The sequence below is a fragment of the Paraburkholderia sp. RL17-368-BIF-A genome, assembly GCF_046054045.1.
Lineage (GTDB): Bacteria > Pseudomonadota > Gammaproteobacteria > Burkholderiales > Burkholderiaceae > Paraburkholderia > Paraburkholderia graminis.
The window spans coordinates 494,174-510,151 of sequence record NZ_JARESN010000002.1 but is presented as its reverse complement, the minus strand read 5'-3'; the positions used below and the strand labels follow the sequence as shown (position 1 = coordinate 510,151).

At 62.9% G+C, this 15,978-nt stretch carries 16 protein-coding genes; 5 read left to right on the top strand and 11 right to left on the bottom strand.

Annotated elements, in window-relative coordinates; all coding sequences use genetic code 11:
- Nucleotides 1–21: 21 nt before the first annotated feature.
- The gene (locus tag P0D87_RS05345; RefSeq protein ID WP_029970581.1) at nt 22–243 is read left to right on the top strand and encodes a hypothetical protein; all 222 of its coding nucleotides are present in this window, start codon (nt 22–24) and stop codon (nt 241–243) included.
- A gap of 118 nt (nt 244–361) precedes the next feature.
- On the opposite strand, the gene P0D87_RS05340 is transcribed toward P0D87_RS05345, so the two are convergent.
- Together P0D87_RS05340 and P0D87_RS05335 are read right to left on the bottom strand one after the other, a co-directional pair.
- Entirely contained in the window at nt 362–1,468 is a 1,107-nt protein-coding gene (locus P0D87_RS05340; RefSeq protein ID WP_053859136.1) for a porin, read from the bottom strand.
- 182 nt (nt 1,469–1,650) lie between these two features.
- Nucleotides 1,651–2,331, bottom strand: a complete 681-nt coding sequence (locus tag P0D87_RS05335) for a MarC family protein (RefSeq protein WP_006047039.1) — start codon at nt 2,329–2,331, stop codon at nt 1,651–1,653.
- A 300-nt stretch (nt 2,332–2,631) separates the two neighbouring features.
- Here P0D87_RS05335 and P0D87_RS05330 point away from each other — a divergent pair, with 300 nt between their 5' ends.
- From P0D87_RS05330 to glgA, 3 genes are all read left to right on the top strand, one after another.
- Nucleotides 2,632–2,847, top strand: coding sequence for a DUF3311 domain-containing protein (locus P0D87_RS05330; protein ID WP_006047038.1), 216 nt, complete (start codon nt 2,632–2,634; stop codon nt 2,845–2,847).
- The gene (locus P0D87_RS05325; RefSeq protein ID WP_006047037.1) at nt 2,844–4,316 is read left to right on the top strand and encodes a sodium:solute symporter family protein; all 1,473 of its coding nucleotides are present in this window, start codon (nt 2,844–2,846) and stop codon (nt 4,314–4,316) included. The genes P0D87_RS05330 and P0D87_RS05325 overlap by 4 nt, the downstream gene beginning before the upstream one ends.
- Before the next feature lie 249 nt (nt 4,317–4,565).
- Nucleotides 4,566–6,173 (top strand): glycogen synthase GlgA, encoded by a 1,608-nt coding sequence (glgA, locus tag P0D87_RS05320; RefSeq protein WP_171799901.1) that lies wholly within the window; start codon nt 4,566–4,568, stop codon nt 6,171–6,173.
- A gap of 32 nt (nt 6,174–6,205) precedes the next feature.
- Here glgA and P0D87_RS05315 read toward each other — a convergent pair whose 3' ends face one another.
- Nucleotides 6,206–7,357, bottom strand: a complete 1,152-nt coding sequence (locus P0D87_RS05315) for a GGDEF domain-containing protein (RefSeq protein WP_006047035.1) — start codon at nt 7,355–7,357, stop codon at nt 6,206–6,208.
- Nucleotides 7,317–8,189 (bottom strand): hypothetical protein, encoded by an 873-nt coding sequence (locus P0D87_RS05310; protein WP_053859139.1) that lies wholly within the window; start codon nt 8,187–8,189, stop codon nt 7,317–7,319. Before P0D87_RS05310 ends, P0D87_RS05315 begins: the two co-directional genes overlap by 41 nt.
- 299 nt (nt 8,190–8,488) lie before the next feature.
- On the opposite strand from P0D87_RS05310, the gene P0D87_RS05305 reads away from it, so the two are divergent.
- Nucleotides 8,489–8,797, top strand: a complete 309-nt coding sequence (locus P0D87_RS05305; RefSeq protein WP_053859140.1) for a hypothetical protein — start codon at nt 8,489–8,491, stop codon at nt 8,795–8,797.
- Here P0D87_RS05305 and P0D87_RS05300 read toward each other — a convergent pair.
- From P0D87_RS05300 to P0D87_RS05270, 7 genes are all read right to left on the bottom strand, one after another.
- Complete coding sequence (locus tag P0D87_RS05300) at nt 8,791–9,150, bottom strand: cupredoxin domain-containing protein (RefSeq protein WP_053859141.1); 360 nt, start codon at nt 9,148–9,150, stop codon at nt 8,791–8,793. The two genes, P0D87_RS05305 and P0D87_RS05300, sit on opposite strands and share 7 nt — an antisense overlap.
- A 29-nt stretch (nt 9,151–9,179) precedes the next feature.
- Nucleotides 9,180–10,121 (bottom strand): metallophosphoesterase family protein, encoded by a 942-nt coding sequence (locus tag P0D87_RS05295; RefSeq protein WP_053859142.1) that lies wholly within the window; start codon nt 10,119–10,121, stop codon nt 9,180–9,182.
- A 198-nt stretch (nt 10,122–10,319) separates the two neighbouring features.
- Nucleotides 10,320–12,488: a M1 family metallopeptidase gene (locus tag P0D87_RS05290; protein ID WP_029970572.1), complete on the bottom strand. Its 2,169-nt coding sequence runs from the start codon at nt 12,486–12,488 to the stop codon at nt 10,320–10,322.
- A 611-nt stretch (nt 12,489–13,099) separates the two neighbouring features.
- Nucleotides 13,100–13,735, bottom strand: coding sequence for a glutathione S-transferase family protein (locus P0D87_RS05285; RefSeq protein ID WP_053859143.1), 636 nt, complete (start codon nt 13,733–13,735; stop codon nt 13,100–13,102).
- Between the two features lie 51 nt (nt 13,736–13,786).
- Nucleotides 13,787–14,233 (bottom strand): SRPBCC family protein, encoded by a 447-nt coding sequence (locus P0D87_RS05280; RefSeq protein WP_053859144.1) that lies wholly within the window; start codon nt 14,231–14,233, stop codon nt 13,787–13,789.
- A gap of 2 nt (nt 14,234–14,235) precedes the next feature.
- Nucleotides 14,236–14,568, bottom strand: coding sequence for an ArsR/SmtB family transcription factor (locus P0D87_RS05275; protein ID WP_053859145.1), 333 nt, complete (start codon nt 14,566–14,568; stop codon nt 14,236–14,238).
- A gap of 210 nt (nt 14,569–14,778) precedes the next feature.
- A complete protein-coding gene (locus P0D87_RS05270; RefSeq protein WP_053859146.1) occupies nt 14,779–15,933 on the bottom strand; it encodes an epoxide hydrolase family protein in 1,155 nt (384 codons plus the stop codon).
- Nucleotides 15,934–15,978 lie beyond the last annotated feature (45 nt).

Below are 15,978 nucleotides of genomic sequence, written 5' to 3'. Positions count from 1 at the left end.
CGAACGATGACGGAGGTCACGATGACCCTGAGGGACACGCACGACGCAGCGACTTTTGTCATGCACACGCCGACGCCGCCGGAGATAGACCCGGAAGCGCCGCCGCCGCCGAACATCGATCCCGATCCGCCGCCCGCGCCGGACGACGATCCAGGCGGCCCGCCGCCGGGCGCACCCGAAGGCGATCCGCCCGCGGCGCCACCGCCGCTGCATGCGCTGCGGCCTGGCGTGCGGCGGGCTTGAATTCGCTTCGCGGTTCGTGTGTTTTGTGTGTTTCGCGTGGACGCGCGGACGCGCGGACGCACAGCGCAACGTAAAAGCGGCGCGCTAAAAATCGCGCGCCGCTAACCCACATAGCAAATCAGAACTGATGCAGCATGCCGACGTAAGCGCCGGTCTGCGATTCGCCGACGAGCGGGTTCGTGTTGTTCGCGGCATCGCGCGGCGAAGCCTGCAGCGAAAAGTTCGAGTTGCCGCTGTTGCGCACATAGCCCACGGTGCCGTAGACGAACGTGCGCTTCGACAGGTTATAGGTGGTGCCGAGCACGTACATCATCGCGTGGCCGGACGGATCATGCGCGGCATCTCCGGTGCCGTCGCCGACCTTCACGTAGTAGCCGCCCGCGGTCACCGCCCAGCGCGGCTGGAAGTTGTAGGTCGCGCCAAGCCAGTAATGGTCGGCGGTGTCGGCCACGCCTGCGGGCGAATCGGGCGCCGAGTAATGCGTATAGGCGCCCTGAATCTTCACCGCGTCGAAATGCACGTTCGCGCCGACAAAGTACTCGCGCGAACTCTGGAAGATATTCGAGAACCGGCCATTGCTGTCGCGCAGTTCGTCGTAGATGCCGCGTACGTCGAAGAGCTGCGAATGATAGGTCAGCATGATGCCGTCCGAGCGGCCGAACTCGCCGCTCGCGCCGCTGTTGAACGCGCCCGGCTGATTGCCGAATGCGTACTGCGCCTGCACGTCGAAGCCCCAGAAATTCGGGCTGTGATATTCGACGTTATTGCTGGTTTGCTGCCAGTTGCGTCCGCGCACGAGCGACGCCGACGAAAACGCCTGCTGCACGAAGGGATCGAATTCCCACACGCCGTCGCTGTCGATGAAAAGATTGCGGCCCGCTTGCAGCGTGCCCCACGTCTGGCTGCTCAGGCCCGCGAATGCGCGCCGCGACCACAGGCGTCCGCCGCTCGTCGTGCCGTCCATCACCTGCAGACCGGTCTCGAGATTGAAGATCGCCTTGAGTCCGCCGCCCAGTTCCTCGGTGCCCTTCAGGCCGAGCATGCTGGTGCCCCAGTCGCCGCCTTCGCCGCGCCAACGGCTCGAATTTCCGCCCGCGCCGTTGTCGATGTGATTCATGTATTCGATGCCCGCATCGAGACGGCCATATAGCGTGACGCTCGTTTGACCATATGCAAGCGGGCTCGCGACCGCGAGTGCGGCCACCAGTTTTGTGTGTAATCTCATTGTCTCGCCGTGAGTTTTTATGATGCTTCTTGTGACGCTGTACTGGGCAACGCGGGGGCAAAGCAGAGGCAAAACCAGGAGTAAAACCAAGACACAATTGCCGCCGAACTATAGGCGATGCAGCGCCCGTTCACTATCCGTTTTTCGCAATAGATTTTTGCGGCGTGCTCAATGGAGGGCGCTTATTTGCTCACCGCCGGCTGCATCGTCGCAATGGGAATGAGGAATTCGGAGAAGCCGGTCAGCATGATCTGGACGCCGATGCACAACAGCAGGAACGACGACACGCGCATCGCCACCTTCGTGCCTTCCGTGCCGAGATACCTGGCGAAGACGTCGGAGCGGCTATAGACCACGTAGACGGTAAGCGCAACCGCGAGCGAGATCACCACGGAGGCGATACCCGACAGCACGAATTCCGAGAGCTTATGCGTGCGGTTCGCGGTGAGCGCAATGGCCGTGGCAATCGAGCCCGGCCCGGTTGTGAGCGGGATGGTCAGCGGGAAGAAGGCGCGCGCCTTCGCGTTCTCGGCGTCGACGCGCTTCACGCCCGGCTGTTCGGCGGGCTGCGTGTCGGGCGCATTGAGCATTTGCCAGCCGCCCACCGCGACGGCCAGCCCGCCGCCGATGCGCAGCGCCTCCATCGAAATGCCGAAGAAATGCAGAATCGGCGTACCGATGAAAAACGCCACCAGCAGCACGCACACCACATTGATCGCGATCTTTCTGGCGAGCACCCTGCGCTCTTCGGTCGTCAGCGAAGCCGTCCGGTCCAGAAAGACAAAGGCGACGCCGATCGGGTTGATGATGCTGATGAGCCCCGTGAAGCCAAACAGAATGTCCGAGATCAGGCTTTCGATCATATGCGATCCGTGTTGTGCGGCGGCCCGGCATGGCGGCTGCTCAGCCGGAATCATATCGCGGCGCGATATAAGTTCGCGGAAAATGCGCGGACGCGCGGCATTGCAATGCGGCCTTTGCTCACGAGCCTGGCGCATTGCAATGCAACAAGCCGATCCGCCGAGCGTGAATCGATGCGCGCGCAACTTTCAGACAGCCTACATTTATTTTGAACTGCTTTACGCGACCAAAGCATCCGGCATACAGTCGCCAGCGAAGCCGCAGTTTCAACGAGATCTACTCACCGTTCGAGGAGTTGCCCCATGTTGCTTCGTGTACTCGCCGCGCTGCCGTTCATCGGCATTCTGCTCGGTGTTCCGTTTGTGAACCGCGTCGAGCCGCTGCTGCTCGGCATGCCGTTCGTGCTGGGATGGATCGTCGCGTGGGTGGTGTTGAGTTCGATCATCATGGCGATCATCTACCGTCTCGATCCGTCGAACCGGCAGATCGCGGCGGACAGCGAGGAGGTCCGCCCATGAGCGCACTCGTCATCATTGCAGCGATTACGCTGTTTGCGCTGTTTCTGGGCGTGCGCGCCAGGCATGGCCACGACATGAGCCTCGAACAGTGGACCGTGGGCGGCCGCAGCTTCGGCACCGCCTTCGTGTTCCTGCTGATGGCCGGCGAGATCTATACGACGTTCACGTTCCTCGGCGGCAGCGGCTTTGCATACGGCAAGGGCGCGCCTGTCTACTACATTCTGGCGTACGGCACGCTCGCCTACATTCTTTCGTACTGGATGCTGCCGCCCATCTGGCGTTATGCGAAACAGCAGCGCCTCGTTTCGCAGCCGCATTTCTTCACGCGCAAATACGAGAGCCCCGCGCTCGGCACGCTCGTCGCGCTGGTCGGCGTGGCCGCGCTGATTCCCTACCTCGTGCTGCAACTAAAGGGCCTCGGCATCATCGTCGCGACCGCTTCGTATGGCGCGATTTCGTCGACGGCGGCGATCTGGATCGGCGCGGCCGTGGTCACCGTGTATGTGATCGTCTCGGGCGTGCGCGGCTCCGCGTGGAATTCGGTCGTGAAAGATCTGCTGATTCTCGCCATCGTGCTGTTCCTCGGCATTTATCTGCCGCTGCACTACTACGGCGGCCTCGGCGAGATGTTCCATGCCATCGACACCGCCCGCCCCGGCTTCCTGACTTTCCCGGCGAAGGGCTCGAGCGTGACGTGGTTCCAGTCGACCGTGCTGCTCACGGCGCTCGGCTTTTTCATGTGGCCGCACACGTTCGGCTCGATCTTCACCGCGAAGGACGAGCGCATTTTTCGCCGCAACGCGATGGTGCTGCCGCTGTATCAACTGATTCTGCTGTTCGTGTTTTTCGTGGGCTTCGCGGCGACGCTCAAGGTGCCGGGGCTGAAAGGCGGCGACATCGACCTGTCGCTGTTCCGTCTTTCGTTGCAGACCTTCGACCCGTGGTTCGTCGGCGTGATCGGCGCGGCCGGCATTCTGACCGCGCTGGTGCCGGGCTCGATGATTCTCACGTCGGCGTCCACGCTGCTCGCCAACGACGTCTATCGCGGCATGGTGAACCGCAATGCGTCCGACGCTACGGTCGCCAACCTCGCGCGCGTGCTCGTGCCGGTCGTCGCGCTGGTCGCGGTTGCCTTCACGCTGCATGGCGGCGAGACCATCGTGGCCTTGCTGCTGATGGGCTACAGCTTCGTCACGCAACTCTTCCCCGCGGTGATCTGCAGTCTCTTTCCGCGCAACCGGGCGACCAAGCAAGGCGCGTTCTGCGGCATCCTCGCGGGCGTGGCCGTGGTCGCGATCACCACGACGATGCACCTGACCATCGGGCAATTAATGCCTTTCCTGCCCGACGCGATGAAAGACGTGAACATCGGTTTCGTCGCGCTGGCGGTCAACGTGATCGTCTTCGTCATCGTGAGTGCGATGACGCAAAGCGGACGCGTCGAGCACACGCACGCATCGGCGCATTGATACGGACGGCGCACGCCGCCTGCGAAAGCCGTCGCCTCGCGCGACGGCTTTTTTTATTGCGCTCGACGAACGGACGTCAAAAGTACACGCGCGTGAAAAATCGGCGGGAGCGCAACCGCCCTAACCGCTGAAACATTCGCATCGACGCTGCCCGCGAAGAACGACGTACTGGGCACAGCGTTTGCTGTTTTATGGCCCTGTGTTTCCGCCGCACTGCACAAGTGCATATCGCGTCCTCTGGGGGCCACCTTGCCGCTTAACGTTCTACTTGTCGCTTCCGAAGCCGTGCCTCTGGCCAAATCCGGCGGACTCGGCGACATGGTCAGCGCCTATGCCGCCGCGTTGCGCGACGCGGGCGTCGACGTCTCTATCCTGATGCCCGCCTATCCGTCCGCGCTGGAACGCGCTGTCGACATCGCCCCAGTTGCGCGCATGACCGGCCTGCCCGGCGGCGACGCGCGCCTGTTGCGCGGGCGGATGCCCGACACGGGCGTGACGGTGCTGCTGCTGCAAATGGACCATCTGTTTGCACGCGAAGGCTTGTACCGCAATCCGCAAGGACGCGATTACCTCGACAACCTCACGCGCTTTGCGTCGCTCGCCGCCGCGGCGACGCGCGTGGCGCGCGGCGTTCGCAATCTGAGGCGCCCCGACATCGTGCACGCGCACGATTGGCATGCAGGTCTCACGCCGCTTTATATGCGCCTCGCGGGCGTGGCCGCGAAAAGCGTGTTCACGATTCACAACCTCGCATTCCAGGGCAACCATCCGCTCGCGATGGGCGGCTGGATCGGCGTGCCGCCCGAGTTACTCGTGCCCGCATTGACCGACGAGCGCAGCATCGAATTTTACGGATCGCTCAGCATGATGAAGGCCGGCATCGTACACGCGGATCGCGTCACGACCGTGAGCCGGCGCTATGCGCGCGAAATCCTCACGCCCTGCTTCGGCCACGGAATGGAAGGTGTGTTGCAGGCGCAGGCGGCGAAACTCACCGGCATCGTCAACGGCATCGACATGTCGGTGTGGAATCCCGCTCGCGACGAGTACATTGCCCGCGCCTATTCGGTCGACGACACCGCCGGCAAGCAGGCCTGCAAGCGCGAACTGCAACAGGCATTCGGTTTGACGCGCGAGCCGTTTGCGCCGCTTGTGGCCATCGGCAGCCGTCTCACGGAACAGAAACTCGCCGATGTAGCGATACGCGCACTGCCCATGTTGCTCGAGCAGCATCCGCGTTTGCAGTTTGCGATCCTCGGCCAGGGCGAGCGCGCTTTCGAACACGCGATGCAGGAACTGGCCGCAGCGTGGCCGGGCCGTGTGGGTGTGCAGATCGATTACGACGAGCGGCGCGCGCATATGCTGCACGCGGGCGCGGACATGCTGCTGCACGGCAGCCGCTTCGAGCCTTGCGGACTCACGCAGCTCTATGCAATGCGTTACGGCACGATTCCGGTGGCCTCGCGAGTGGGCGGCCTCGCGGATACGATCGTCGATTACGCGCCGCATGAAGCGCGCGACGAAGATTGCGCGACCGGCTTTCTATTCGACGGCCAGCATCCGCACGACATCGTGCATGCGGTAGGCCGCGCGCTTGCGGCATTCGCGCAGCCGTCGTCGTGGCATGCGTTGCAGCGCAACGCGATGAGCCGCGACTCGAGCTGGGAAGTGTCGACGTCGAACTATCTCGCGCTGTATGCGGATCTCGTCGATGCACGTCCCGCCGTGCAGGACACGCGTGTTCGCAAGACGCCGGGCCGCGCGAGAACGGCGAACGCTGCCGGCGCGCGGCAGGTTCGCCGCGGCCGCGATGAAGCGTTCAATGCGGGTGTCGAGGAGATGGTGAGAAGCGCGTGATGTAAGGGACAGCGGTGAAGCGCAGCGTTGCCTCACTGCTCGCGCCCGCGCGATGCGAACGCGTAACCGTCCTTGCCGCTGCGCTTGACCTGGTACATGGCTTCGTCGGCGGCAACCACGAGGCGGCGATAGTCGTCGACGAGATCGGGATAACTCGCGATGCCGATGCTCGCGCGAACCATGCCCATGCCCATCTGTTCGTCGGTGCGAACCACGCAGCCGATCAGCCGCTGCGCGATGTGGCGCAGCTCGTCCTGCTCGGAGAATTCGCGCACCAGCACCGCGAATTCATCGCCGCCGATGCGCGCGACGACATCGTCCTTGCGCACCGATTCGCGAAAGCGCTTGGAGACCTCGATGAGAAACTCGTCGCCGACGCGATGACCCAGCGAATCGTTGACCTTCTTGAAGCCGTCGAGATCCATATACAGCACGGCGATCTTGCGCAGCCTCGCGCCGGTCGACACCTGAGTGGCGGCCTGCTCCAACGCGGCAACCAGCTTGCGCCGGTTCGCGAGGCCCGTCATCGGGTCGTGCAGCGCCGCGTGTTCGAACTCGTGCGACTGCCCGGCCAACAGACGATTGCGCTTCGCATACATGCCGAGCGCCGTCAGCAGCATGCAGAAAAGCAGCGCCGCGACGGCGAGCAACATACGCGCGACGAGCGTGATCCGCTTGCGCATGTCGGCGCTTTCGGCGTCGCGTCGCGCGTGCCAATACGACGACGCGTCGTGGAGCAACGTGTCCATCTGCGCGAGCGTGGTATCCGGCAACAGCACGGACGAGGGAATGCGCGGCGAGCCCGCCGGACTCGCATTCACCAGCGCGGCAAGCGACGCGAGGCGCCGCGTCAGTTCGGCGCGCGCGTCGCGGTAACCCGCGGCTGCGGACTCGTGCGCGCCGGGCACCTCGTCCCACACGCCGACGCGCGCGCGCGCCGTCTCGGCCCGCTCGACCGCTTCGAGCACGAGACTCGCGTATTCCTGTTTGACGTGATCGGAGAACACGGTCCTGATCTGCATGGCCAGATACAGCAGGCCGACCAGCAGGCACAGCAGCGACGCCACGGCGACGGTGGCGGGACCGAGCGTGAGCCGCCAGCCGTTGGCACGCGGCAGGCCCGGGCGCGACCCGAACAGCGGCTCAGGGATGGGAGTAGAGGTCTTGCTGGCTTCCGCTGCCATGTTGTCGATAGCTTATGCGTCGAAAGAACGAACCCATTTTGGTGAAGAGATTGCCTTTGCGCCGCGCGCCGTTTGCCGACGCGCGCCGTTCCTGCGGTGCGTATTTCGCTTCGCGCGCGGGACGGCTCGAGGCAAGCTCCGGCGCGGGCGCTTCGGCCGGGCCCGCGGTGGCTTGCATCGCGGGACGCGCAGCGCCTCGCGCAGCCGCCAACGTCGAGGGCGCGTCGGCGCCGTCGTCCGCGAGCACCTCTTCGACCTCGTCTTGCTGCGGACGTATGATCTGGCCGGCCCACGTCGACGGCTTGCGATTGTCATCGGCAGTGGATGCGGATGCTTGCGCCGGCATTGCGGGCAAGTCGAGCAGTGCGATGGAGTCGGCGGGCGTGTTGGGTGCAACGGCGGGTGCAGTGACAGATGCGGCGGCGGGCGCAGAGCCGGGACTTCGCGCAGGTGCGCCGATCGCGGACGTCACGAACGGCGTGGTCGCGACCGATGCTGCCGAGGGCGTGGTCGTCGCTGGTCGCGTATCCGACGCATTGCCATTCACCTCCGACGATTTCGCCAGCACCGTTGCCGCGTTGCCAGGCGCCGGCATGCGCAACGCCTGGCGCGCGCGGGCGATGGCCTCCGCATAAGTCTGCTGATCGCTATTGAACCAGACGCTATAAGCGACCGTGCCGACGACGCCGAACGCCAGCGCGCTCGCTGCCGCCACGCACAGCGCAAGACGTCCGAAGCGGGGGGCCGTGCCCGTCACGTCCGCGGCGTCGCTCTCGCGCGCTGCATCGTCGTAGTCTCCGCGAACAGGAGGCAAGTCAGGATCGTTGTACATCGTAATACGCTCCGCAATTCTTCCGTCTGACGCTCCATCAGGCCTGGATCACACAATTCGCACGGTCGATGCAAACGCTGCTGGAAGAATGTAACTCTCTCGTCCGATAGCGACAACACGACGGGCTCTGCTTCGAACGTCTGTTCGGCAGATCGCATTCGAGCCTGGAAAAGCAGGTAAAACGTTCAACGCCGCATGCATATGCGACACACTTTAGTGCCTCGATGGGGGCAAGTCCCGCTGCGAAAGCCCGCCGCGCATGGCGATGAAACCAGCGGCGGATGCGGGGGCTCCCTTCCATGCAAAAATCGGGCCGGTCATGGCCGATTTCGACGAACGCCGCGCGGACAGACTTCAACCCTTCGCGCCACGACGCGCACGGAAATGGTTGCGCCCTCCACCAAATCGAGAAATTTTCTCGCGACGTCGTGCGTGAGCGCAAGCAGGAGATGCTGGCTGCGATGATGCAACGTCAATGCGACGTCGTTTTTGCGCCTCTCGTCTGGCGCGGCCAAACGATGGCGCGTTTCGACGAGGTTTCGGCACAAAAGCGCTATGGCGAAAACGGCACGCCTCGCGGTTCATCGACACGAGTTCCCAGTTACTGAACGGTGATCGTCTCCTTCATGTTCGGATGAATGCCGCAAAACACGTTGTAGACGCCAGGCTTGTCGAAGCGAAACTGATACGTGTCGTTCTGATCGAGTGCCGCGGAGCGGAAGATGCCCGCGTCGTTGACGACCGTGTGCGGCTCGCCGTCGAGATTCTTCCAGGTGACGGTGGACCCGGCTTTGACGGTGAGCGCCATCGGCGAAAACATGAAGTCTTTGATGACGATCTGGTTGGGCGTTTCCGCCCAGGCCGACAGTGCGCCGGCGCCCGCGATGACCGCGACGAACGTGACAGATGCTGCGCCGGCAGCAAGCCGAAACCATCCGCGGCGAATGAAATTGTTCTGCATGACTGATCTCCATGAAGCGGGCATTGGCGCTACGAGACGAGCGTCGCGTCGGCGAGCGTCGCGCTGAGCGGATGACGCGCGATGGTGACGCTCGTCACGCCGAGCATCCTCGGCAACTGGGCGTCGGCGACCTTCATCGGGCCGGGACCCGAGCCCTGGCCCGCAGCCGGCTGCGGATAAGCCGTGGAGCGCGCGGTATGGAACGTGACGTTGCCCTCCACCTTCGACACGATCTGGTGGATATGTCCGTTCAATACGGTCACCGAGCCGAAGCGTTTCAGATAGCTCATCGCCTCGCCCGCGTCGCCGGTGCCCCAGCCCCACGGCTCGTAAATCGTCCACATCGGCATGTGCGCGAACACCACGATCGGCGTGCTGGACGAGCGCGCCTTCAGGTCGTTTTCGAGCCACTTCAATTGTTCGTCGCCGAAACTGCCCAGGCCGTTCGGCTTGAAGTGCATCACATTGACGAGACCCACGAAGTGCACGCCTTGATGGTCGAAACTGTAGTAACCCCTGTTATTCGACGCCTTGCCGAAGCGCTGGAAGTACTCGGCTCCGGGCCCGTCGGTGACGTCGTGCTCGCCGGGCACGGTATGCAGTTCGGTGACGGGCAGTCCCGACAGCAACTGCGCGGCGAGATCGAATTCGGACGCTTTCGAAAGATGCGTGATGTCGCCGGTATGAATGGCGAGCGCCGGTTTGACGGGCATCGCGTTGACGAACTCGATGGTCTGCTTCAGCGTGCCGGCCACATCGGGGTTGGCTTCCTTGTTGAAGCCGATATGCGTATCGCTGATCTGAAGAAAGAGCGGCACGCCGCTCGCCGCGGCCGGTTTGCCGTCGGCGGCGAGTGCGAGTTGAACCGGCGCCAGCACGCCGCCGGCAAGCACGAACAGCGTGCCCGCGCCGCCGAACGCGAGACATTTGAGCGCGCCGCGGCGCGATGGATCGAAGGGATGGGACGACATGTTGGCCTCACGATGACGGGCCACCGACAGAGCGCCGGCTTATCCAGCGTTCTTCGGGCCCGGTTCGTCAGGCATGACTGCGGCCGCGCGGAATTTATTCCCGGCGGCCGCGAATCTTCAACATTGTCTTCAACATTGCAGCGCTACCGTGCAGTGGCCGGCATCGCGCGAACGACGCCGGCCATGCTGCGGATCGGCTTACTCTCCTTGAGCCTTCTGGCGCAGTTTGCCCTGGTAACGGATCGTCGGACGCAGCGATTGCGTGGTCGGCGCCGGTGCCTTCAGCAACTGGCGGGCAACCATCGCATTCGACGAACTGAGCGAGCCGATGCTCGATTCACGCGACGGGTCCGCGAGACCATGCGCGACGAGCAGCTTGGCTTCGAGTTGCAGGCTCGTCAGCAGCACCGGGTCCTTCAGTGCGCTGCTTTGTGCGAGCAACTGGCTCCACGCGTTGTTGCTGTAGTTCGTCACGTAGTAGTCCAGGCCGCTCGGATCGGCCAGCACCGCGGAACAGCCGTTCAGCCGCAACTGCGTTTGCAGGTCCTTCATCGCGACCGTCTTGCGCGAGGCGAGTCCGTCGCCATAAGCAAGCGTCAACGGAATCGTCCACTGCGTGCCGGGGTACTGGTTCTGATTCGGGAACGGCGACTGTTTCAGCGTCACGATGGTCTGGTTCGTCGTCAGATCGCACTGCGTGTCGAGCGAGATCAGCGGTACGCCGGTTTGCCGCACGAAGCTGTCGCCGATCGCGACCATCGGTTCGCCGCTCGCCTTCGCGAGTTCGTCCCACAGCCGTTTCGGCGTCACGTTGCCGAGCGAATAGTCCGCGAGATACTGCTGCAGACCCTTGCGCATCGTTTCCTCGCCGAGATAGTTCTCGATCGTCTTCAGAACATGGCCGCCCTTGTCGTACGTGAAGGCGCTTGCGCTCAGCACGAAGTCGTTGGACGCCCAGCCGTTGAAGTTCGGCTGCACGGGGAACGATGTCGACTTGAGATCGGCGTTGATGACCGCGTACTTGTTCTTCACGTCGTCGACCCAGCTAAAGCGGTCGGGGAAGAAACGGACCTTGGTCTTGTTCTCGAAGAACGTCGCGAACGATTCGTTGAGCCACACGTCGTCCCACCAGTCGAGCGTAACGAGATCGCCGAACCACTGATGCGCCGCTTCGTGCGTGAGCACCGTCACGCCGTAATCGGACATGGTGGTGCCCGGCGCGGGCAGGATGTCGTCGGCGAATTCCAGAATCGCGCCCCAGTTCTCCATGCCGCCGAAGTTCAGGTCCTTCTGCTCCTTGAACGCGTCGTTCGCGGCGACCGTGTCGAACTTCGTGAGCGGCAACGGGATGCCCGTGTAGCGATAGTAGTAATCGAGCGCCTGCTTGGTCTGCTGCATCGCGGGCTTGGCCCAGTCACGCATGCCGGGCGGCGTGAAGATGCGCAGATGCAAGCCCTTGCCGTCCGGCAGCGGACTCGTGAAATCGTCTTCGAGAATATCGAACTGACCGCCGCCGAAGAACAGCAGATACGACGGCATCGGCGGCGTCTTTTCGAACGACACCAGCTTGTAGCCGCTATCCACGTTCACCGCCGGCTTTTCGGCTGCGTTCGACACGACGTTCCAGTTCTGCGGCACTTCGGCGCTCACCTCGTAGGTCGGCCGGAATGCCGGCTCGTCCCAGCCAGGGAACCATTGCCGCGCGAGATTCGACTCGCCTTGCGTGAGAATCGCGCCGCTCGTGGTGCCGTCGGTCGACTTCAGATCGACGCGGAACACGCCCTCCGCCGCCGAGCAGCCGGGATAGTGGTCGTCGCCGCAACTGCCGCCCGTTTTCGCCACCGGGTCGTCATAGCTCTTGAAGTTGATGATGCCGCTCCACTCCATGTGCAGCGAGTAGTTGCCCGCGGCGATCTGGCCGCTGACGGGCCGCAGCTGATAAAAATCGCCGTCGTCCTGCGGCGTGGCGATCAACGCGATGTTGCCCGGTTGAAGCGTGATCGTGCCGTTGGTGAACTTGACGCGATGGCCGGCAATCGTGATCGCGTTGACCGGCTTGAGCACCTTGATCTGCACGTCGGCGCGGCCGTCGAACGAGGAAAGCGCCGGATTCGGCCTGAACCACAGCTTGTAGTTGATCGGCGTGACCGTGTTCGGCAATTCGACCGGCTGCACGGTCTTGTCGATCGATGTATTCGCCAGCACGGCGCTCGCCGGCGGCACTAGCGGAACGTCGGATGCGGCCGTTGGAGCTTGCGCGGATTTGCCCGTCAACGAAGCCGAGCCGTCGCCTCCTCCGCAGCCGGCCATTACCATAATTCCGGCTAACGCCAGGCACTGCACCTGCAATCGGAAATTAATACGCATTTTTAATCCTCGACTGACAATATCGGTATAAAGAAAGTGCGTTGAGTCACTTCAGCCGTGTTTCTTTTTTCAGCGAAAAAGGTCTCCCGCACTAGCACCGAATTGCTAGCGAGAATATATGGACGTGTTATGTCCTCAGCACTAATGGCTGATTTTTAAAGCGGAAACTCGTTTATTACAAAACTTTCAGAAAGACGATTAAAGCCGCCCTTGCGGATCGACGGGTCAAGCGCAGCCCGCCTGCTCTTCCGGGTGCAATGCAATAAAACAGGATCAGTATTGACGACAGTGCGTAGCCTAGTTTGGCAAACGTTACCGTGTCAACTTCCTTTCACAATCTTTCTTCGATTGGCGCTCGCCGTATGCAAAGCGAATGCCTTAAGTAATCGGCCTGAGTTAATACTCTAAATAGCGGGATTTTCGCGCGGGACTACGGAAAATTTTTTATTTTCCGGGGGCGGGATGTGATAAGCGGGAGATGAGCTACCCGATTGGAAAACCGGTGGCGAATTTGTACTAGCTATTGAGTCCAGCGGGTGGGTTCGGTGGAGAGCCGAGCCGCGCGCGATCGTCATAGGTCATGGCAACGATCGCGCGGCCCATGCGTTTGCTCAGGCTGCCGCCGCCTTGGTCTGCCGCGAAGGAAACGGATTGCGCCACGCTTCCAGTTCGTTCAGCCGATCGTGCCAGCGCACCACATTCGGAAACTCGCCGAGCGGCATCGCGGCGCGCGACGCATACGGCAACGTGACGGCGACCGAGAAGTCAGCAATGCTCATCGCGTCGCCGAGCAGCCACTTCCGGTTCTCGAGATGCCGGTCCAACACCGCTGCGTGCTTGCGAAACCAGCCTTGCGCTTCGGCGATCTTCGCGCTGTCGGGTCCGCCGAGTCCAATAGCGGGCTTAATCAGGTGCTCGAAGTAAAGCGTTCCGCCGTGGCGATAAAAATGCTGGCTATTCCAGCTCAGCCAGCGCAGCACGTCTGTCTGCTGCTCGGCGTTCTGCGGCCACAACGGCGATTGCGCAAGTTGCGCGAGATGGCAAATGATCGCGTCGGCTTCCCAGATGCTTCGCTCTCCGTCGACGAGGCACGGCACTTTGCCGTTCGGATTAATCGCCAGATAAGCGGGCGCAACGTGCTCGCCTTTGCCGAGGTCAACGAAAACATATTCGATTGGCAACCCTAAATAACGCGCAACTGCGCAAGCCTTGCGAGGGGCCAGCGTTTCTGAATAATAAAGCTGCATGTGACGTCTCCGTGTGAGTTCACTCCATTCGATGTTGCCTCTTCAAGCGCTTTAAATTCCCGTGCCGCCGAGTTCCGCGATCAATGCATCGAGCTTCTCGAACGCGCCTTTCCAGCCCGCATCGTGACCATCGCGCGCGGCTTCGTCGAAGAACTGCGAGTGCGTGAAATTCATTTCCGTGCCTTCGTCGACGGGACGAAACGTGATCGTCACGAGCGAGCGGCGCTCGGGCAGCGTCACCCACTGCCACGTAAACACGAGCTTGCGGTCGGCCTCGACTTCCTGATATTCGCCGCGGCAGTCATGCGTTTCGCCGTCGAGCGTCTGGAACACCACGCGAAAACGGCCGCCCACGCGCGGATCGGCTTCGGCGCTCAGCACCGGCCCGGCGTCGGGGCCCCACCAGCGCGCCATCAACTCCGGTCTCGTCCACGCGGCATAGACTTTCTGCGGCGGCGCCTTCAGGCGCCGCACGATCGTCAGGCTCGGCTTCTGCATATTCACTCCTCTCCTTCGACAAAATCGGCGAGCCGGTCGAGGCTCGCGGACCAGAAGCGCTCATAGCGTCTGAGCCACGCCATCGCCTCTTTCATTGGGCCGGCCACCAGGTCAACCGACACGGTCCGCCCATGCTTGGCGCGCGTGATGAGCCCGGCGTCGCTCAGCACGTCGAGATGCTTCATGACGGCGGGCAGCTTGAGCGGCAATGGGCGTGCGATTTCCGTGACGGACAGGCCCGGCTCCCGCTCGAGGCGGGCGAGGATGGCCCGCCGCGTAGGGTCCACCAGCGCGGAAAACGTACGATCGAGTTGACTGACAGGAGACTTCACCATGTGGTGAACTATAGAGACTCGGCGCGCGGTGTCAAGGTGTTCTATGTCTACTTTTTCTCGGAGCTTGAGACCGGGGAATTGGCGCGGCGCTGAGCAACGTATCCAACCTCGCCTGCGCCGCGAACCGCGATCAGCTCGTCAGCGCGTTGCGCTTGCTGGCGGGCACGCTGAAAGATCGTCCGCGCGCGCTGTTCGGCACGATTTGACGCGCTACGTGCGTAGCGGTCTGAAGAAGCTGCGGATCTCGGCGGCCAGCAGGTCAGGCTTCTCCATCGCGGCGAAATGGCCGCCGCCCGGCATGTCCGTCCACTGCGCGACGTTGAAGGTTCGTTCGAGCCAACTGCGCGGCGGATGGCTGATCTCTTTCGGAAAGCGCGCAAAGCCGACGGGCGGCACTATGCGCTGGCCTTCGGCAAAACGCATCGGCTGAAGGCGGTTCTCCCAATACATCTGTATGGCCGGCCCGATGCATTGCGTGTACCAGTAGAGCGAAATGTTGGTCAGCAACTCGTCCTTCGAAAACACGCGTTCGACGTCGCCTTCGCAATCGCTCCACGCGCGGAATTTTTCGGCGATCCAGGCGGCGAGTCCAACCGGCGAATCGTTCAGCGAGGCGGCGAGCGTCAGCGGCTTCGTCGCGTGCATGTGGGCATAGCCGCCTTCGAGTGCGGCCCAGTCGTTTTTCTCGCGCAAAAAGCGCTCTTCTTCCGATGTCAACGGTCGTTGCGCCGCGCCGATTGCCGGCTCGTAGGAACTCGGCAGGAAGTTCAAATGAACGCCGTCGACGGCCTGCGGATGCCGCGCCGCCAGCGCAAGCGATACACCCGCGCCAAGGTCGCCGCCTTGCGCGCCGAAGCGCCGATAGCCAAGCCCGCTCATCAGCGACACCCAAAGATCCGCGACCTGAAACGCCGACGTGCCCGGTTGCGCGGGCGCCGGCGAAAACGCGAAGCCAGGCAGCGAAGGCACGACCACATCGAACGAGTCCGCGGGATCGCCGCCGAACGCCGTGGGATCGCAGAGCCGTTCGAGCAGCGCCTCGAACTCGACAAACGAACCGGGCCAACCATGCGTGACGACGAGCGGATAAGGCGCGTGACCCACGCCGCGCCGATGAATGAAATGCACGCGCTGTCCCTGCACATCGGCGATGAATTGCGGCTGCCGGTTCAGGCGCTGCTCGGCCGCGCGCCAGTCGAACCGGTTCGCCCAATAGTCGACGAACTCGCGCAGCCATGCAGGGTCGATACCCTGCTGCCACGCGAGCGACGGCGTCGCGGGCGCCCAGCGCGTTGCACGAATACGTCGGTGAAGATCGTCGATGTCGGCATCAGGCACGGCGATATGAAACGGTTCGATTTGCATGGGCGTCATCCAGGTTGAAGTAGCCGATAGCGCACTGCCGAGCCG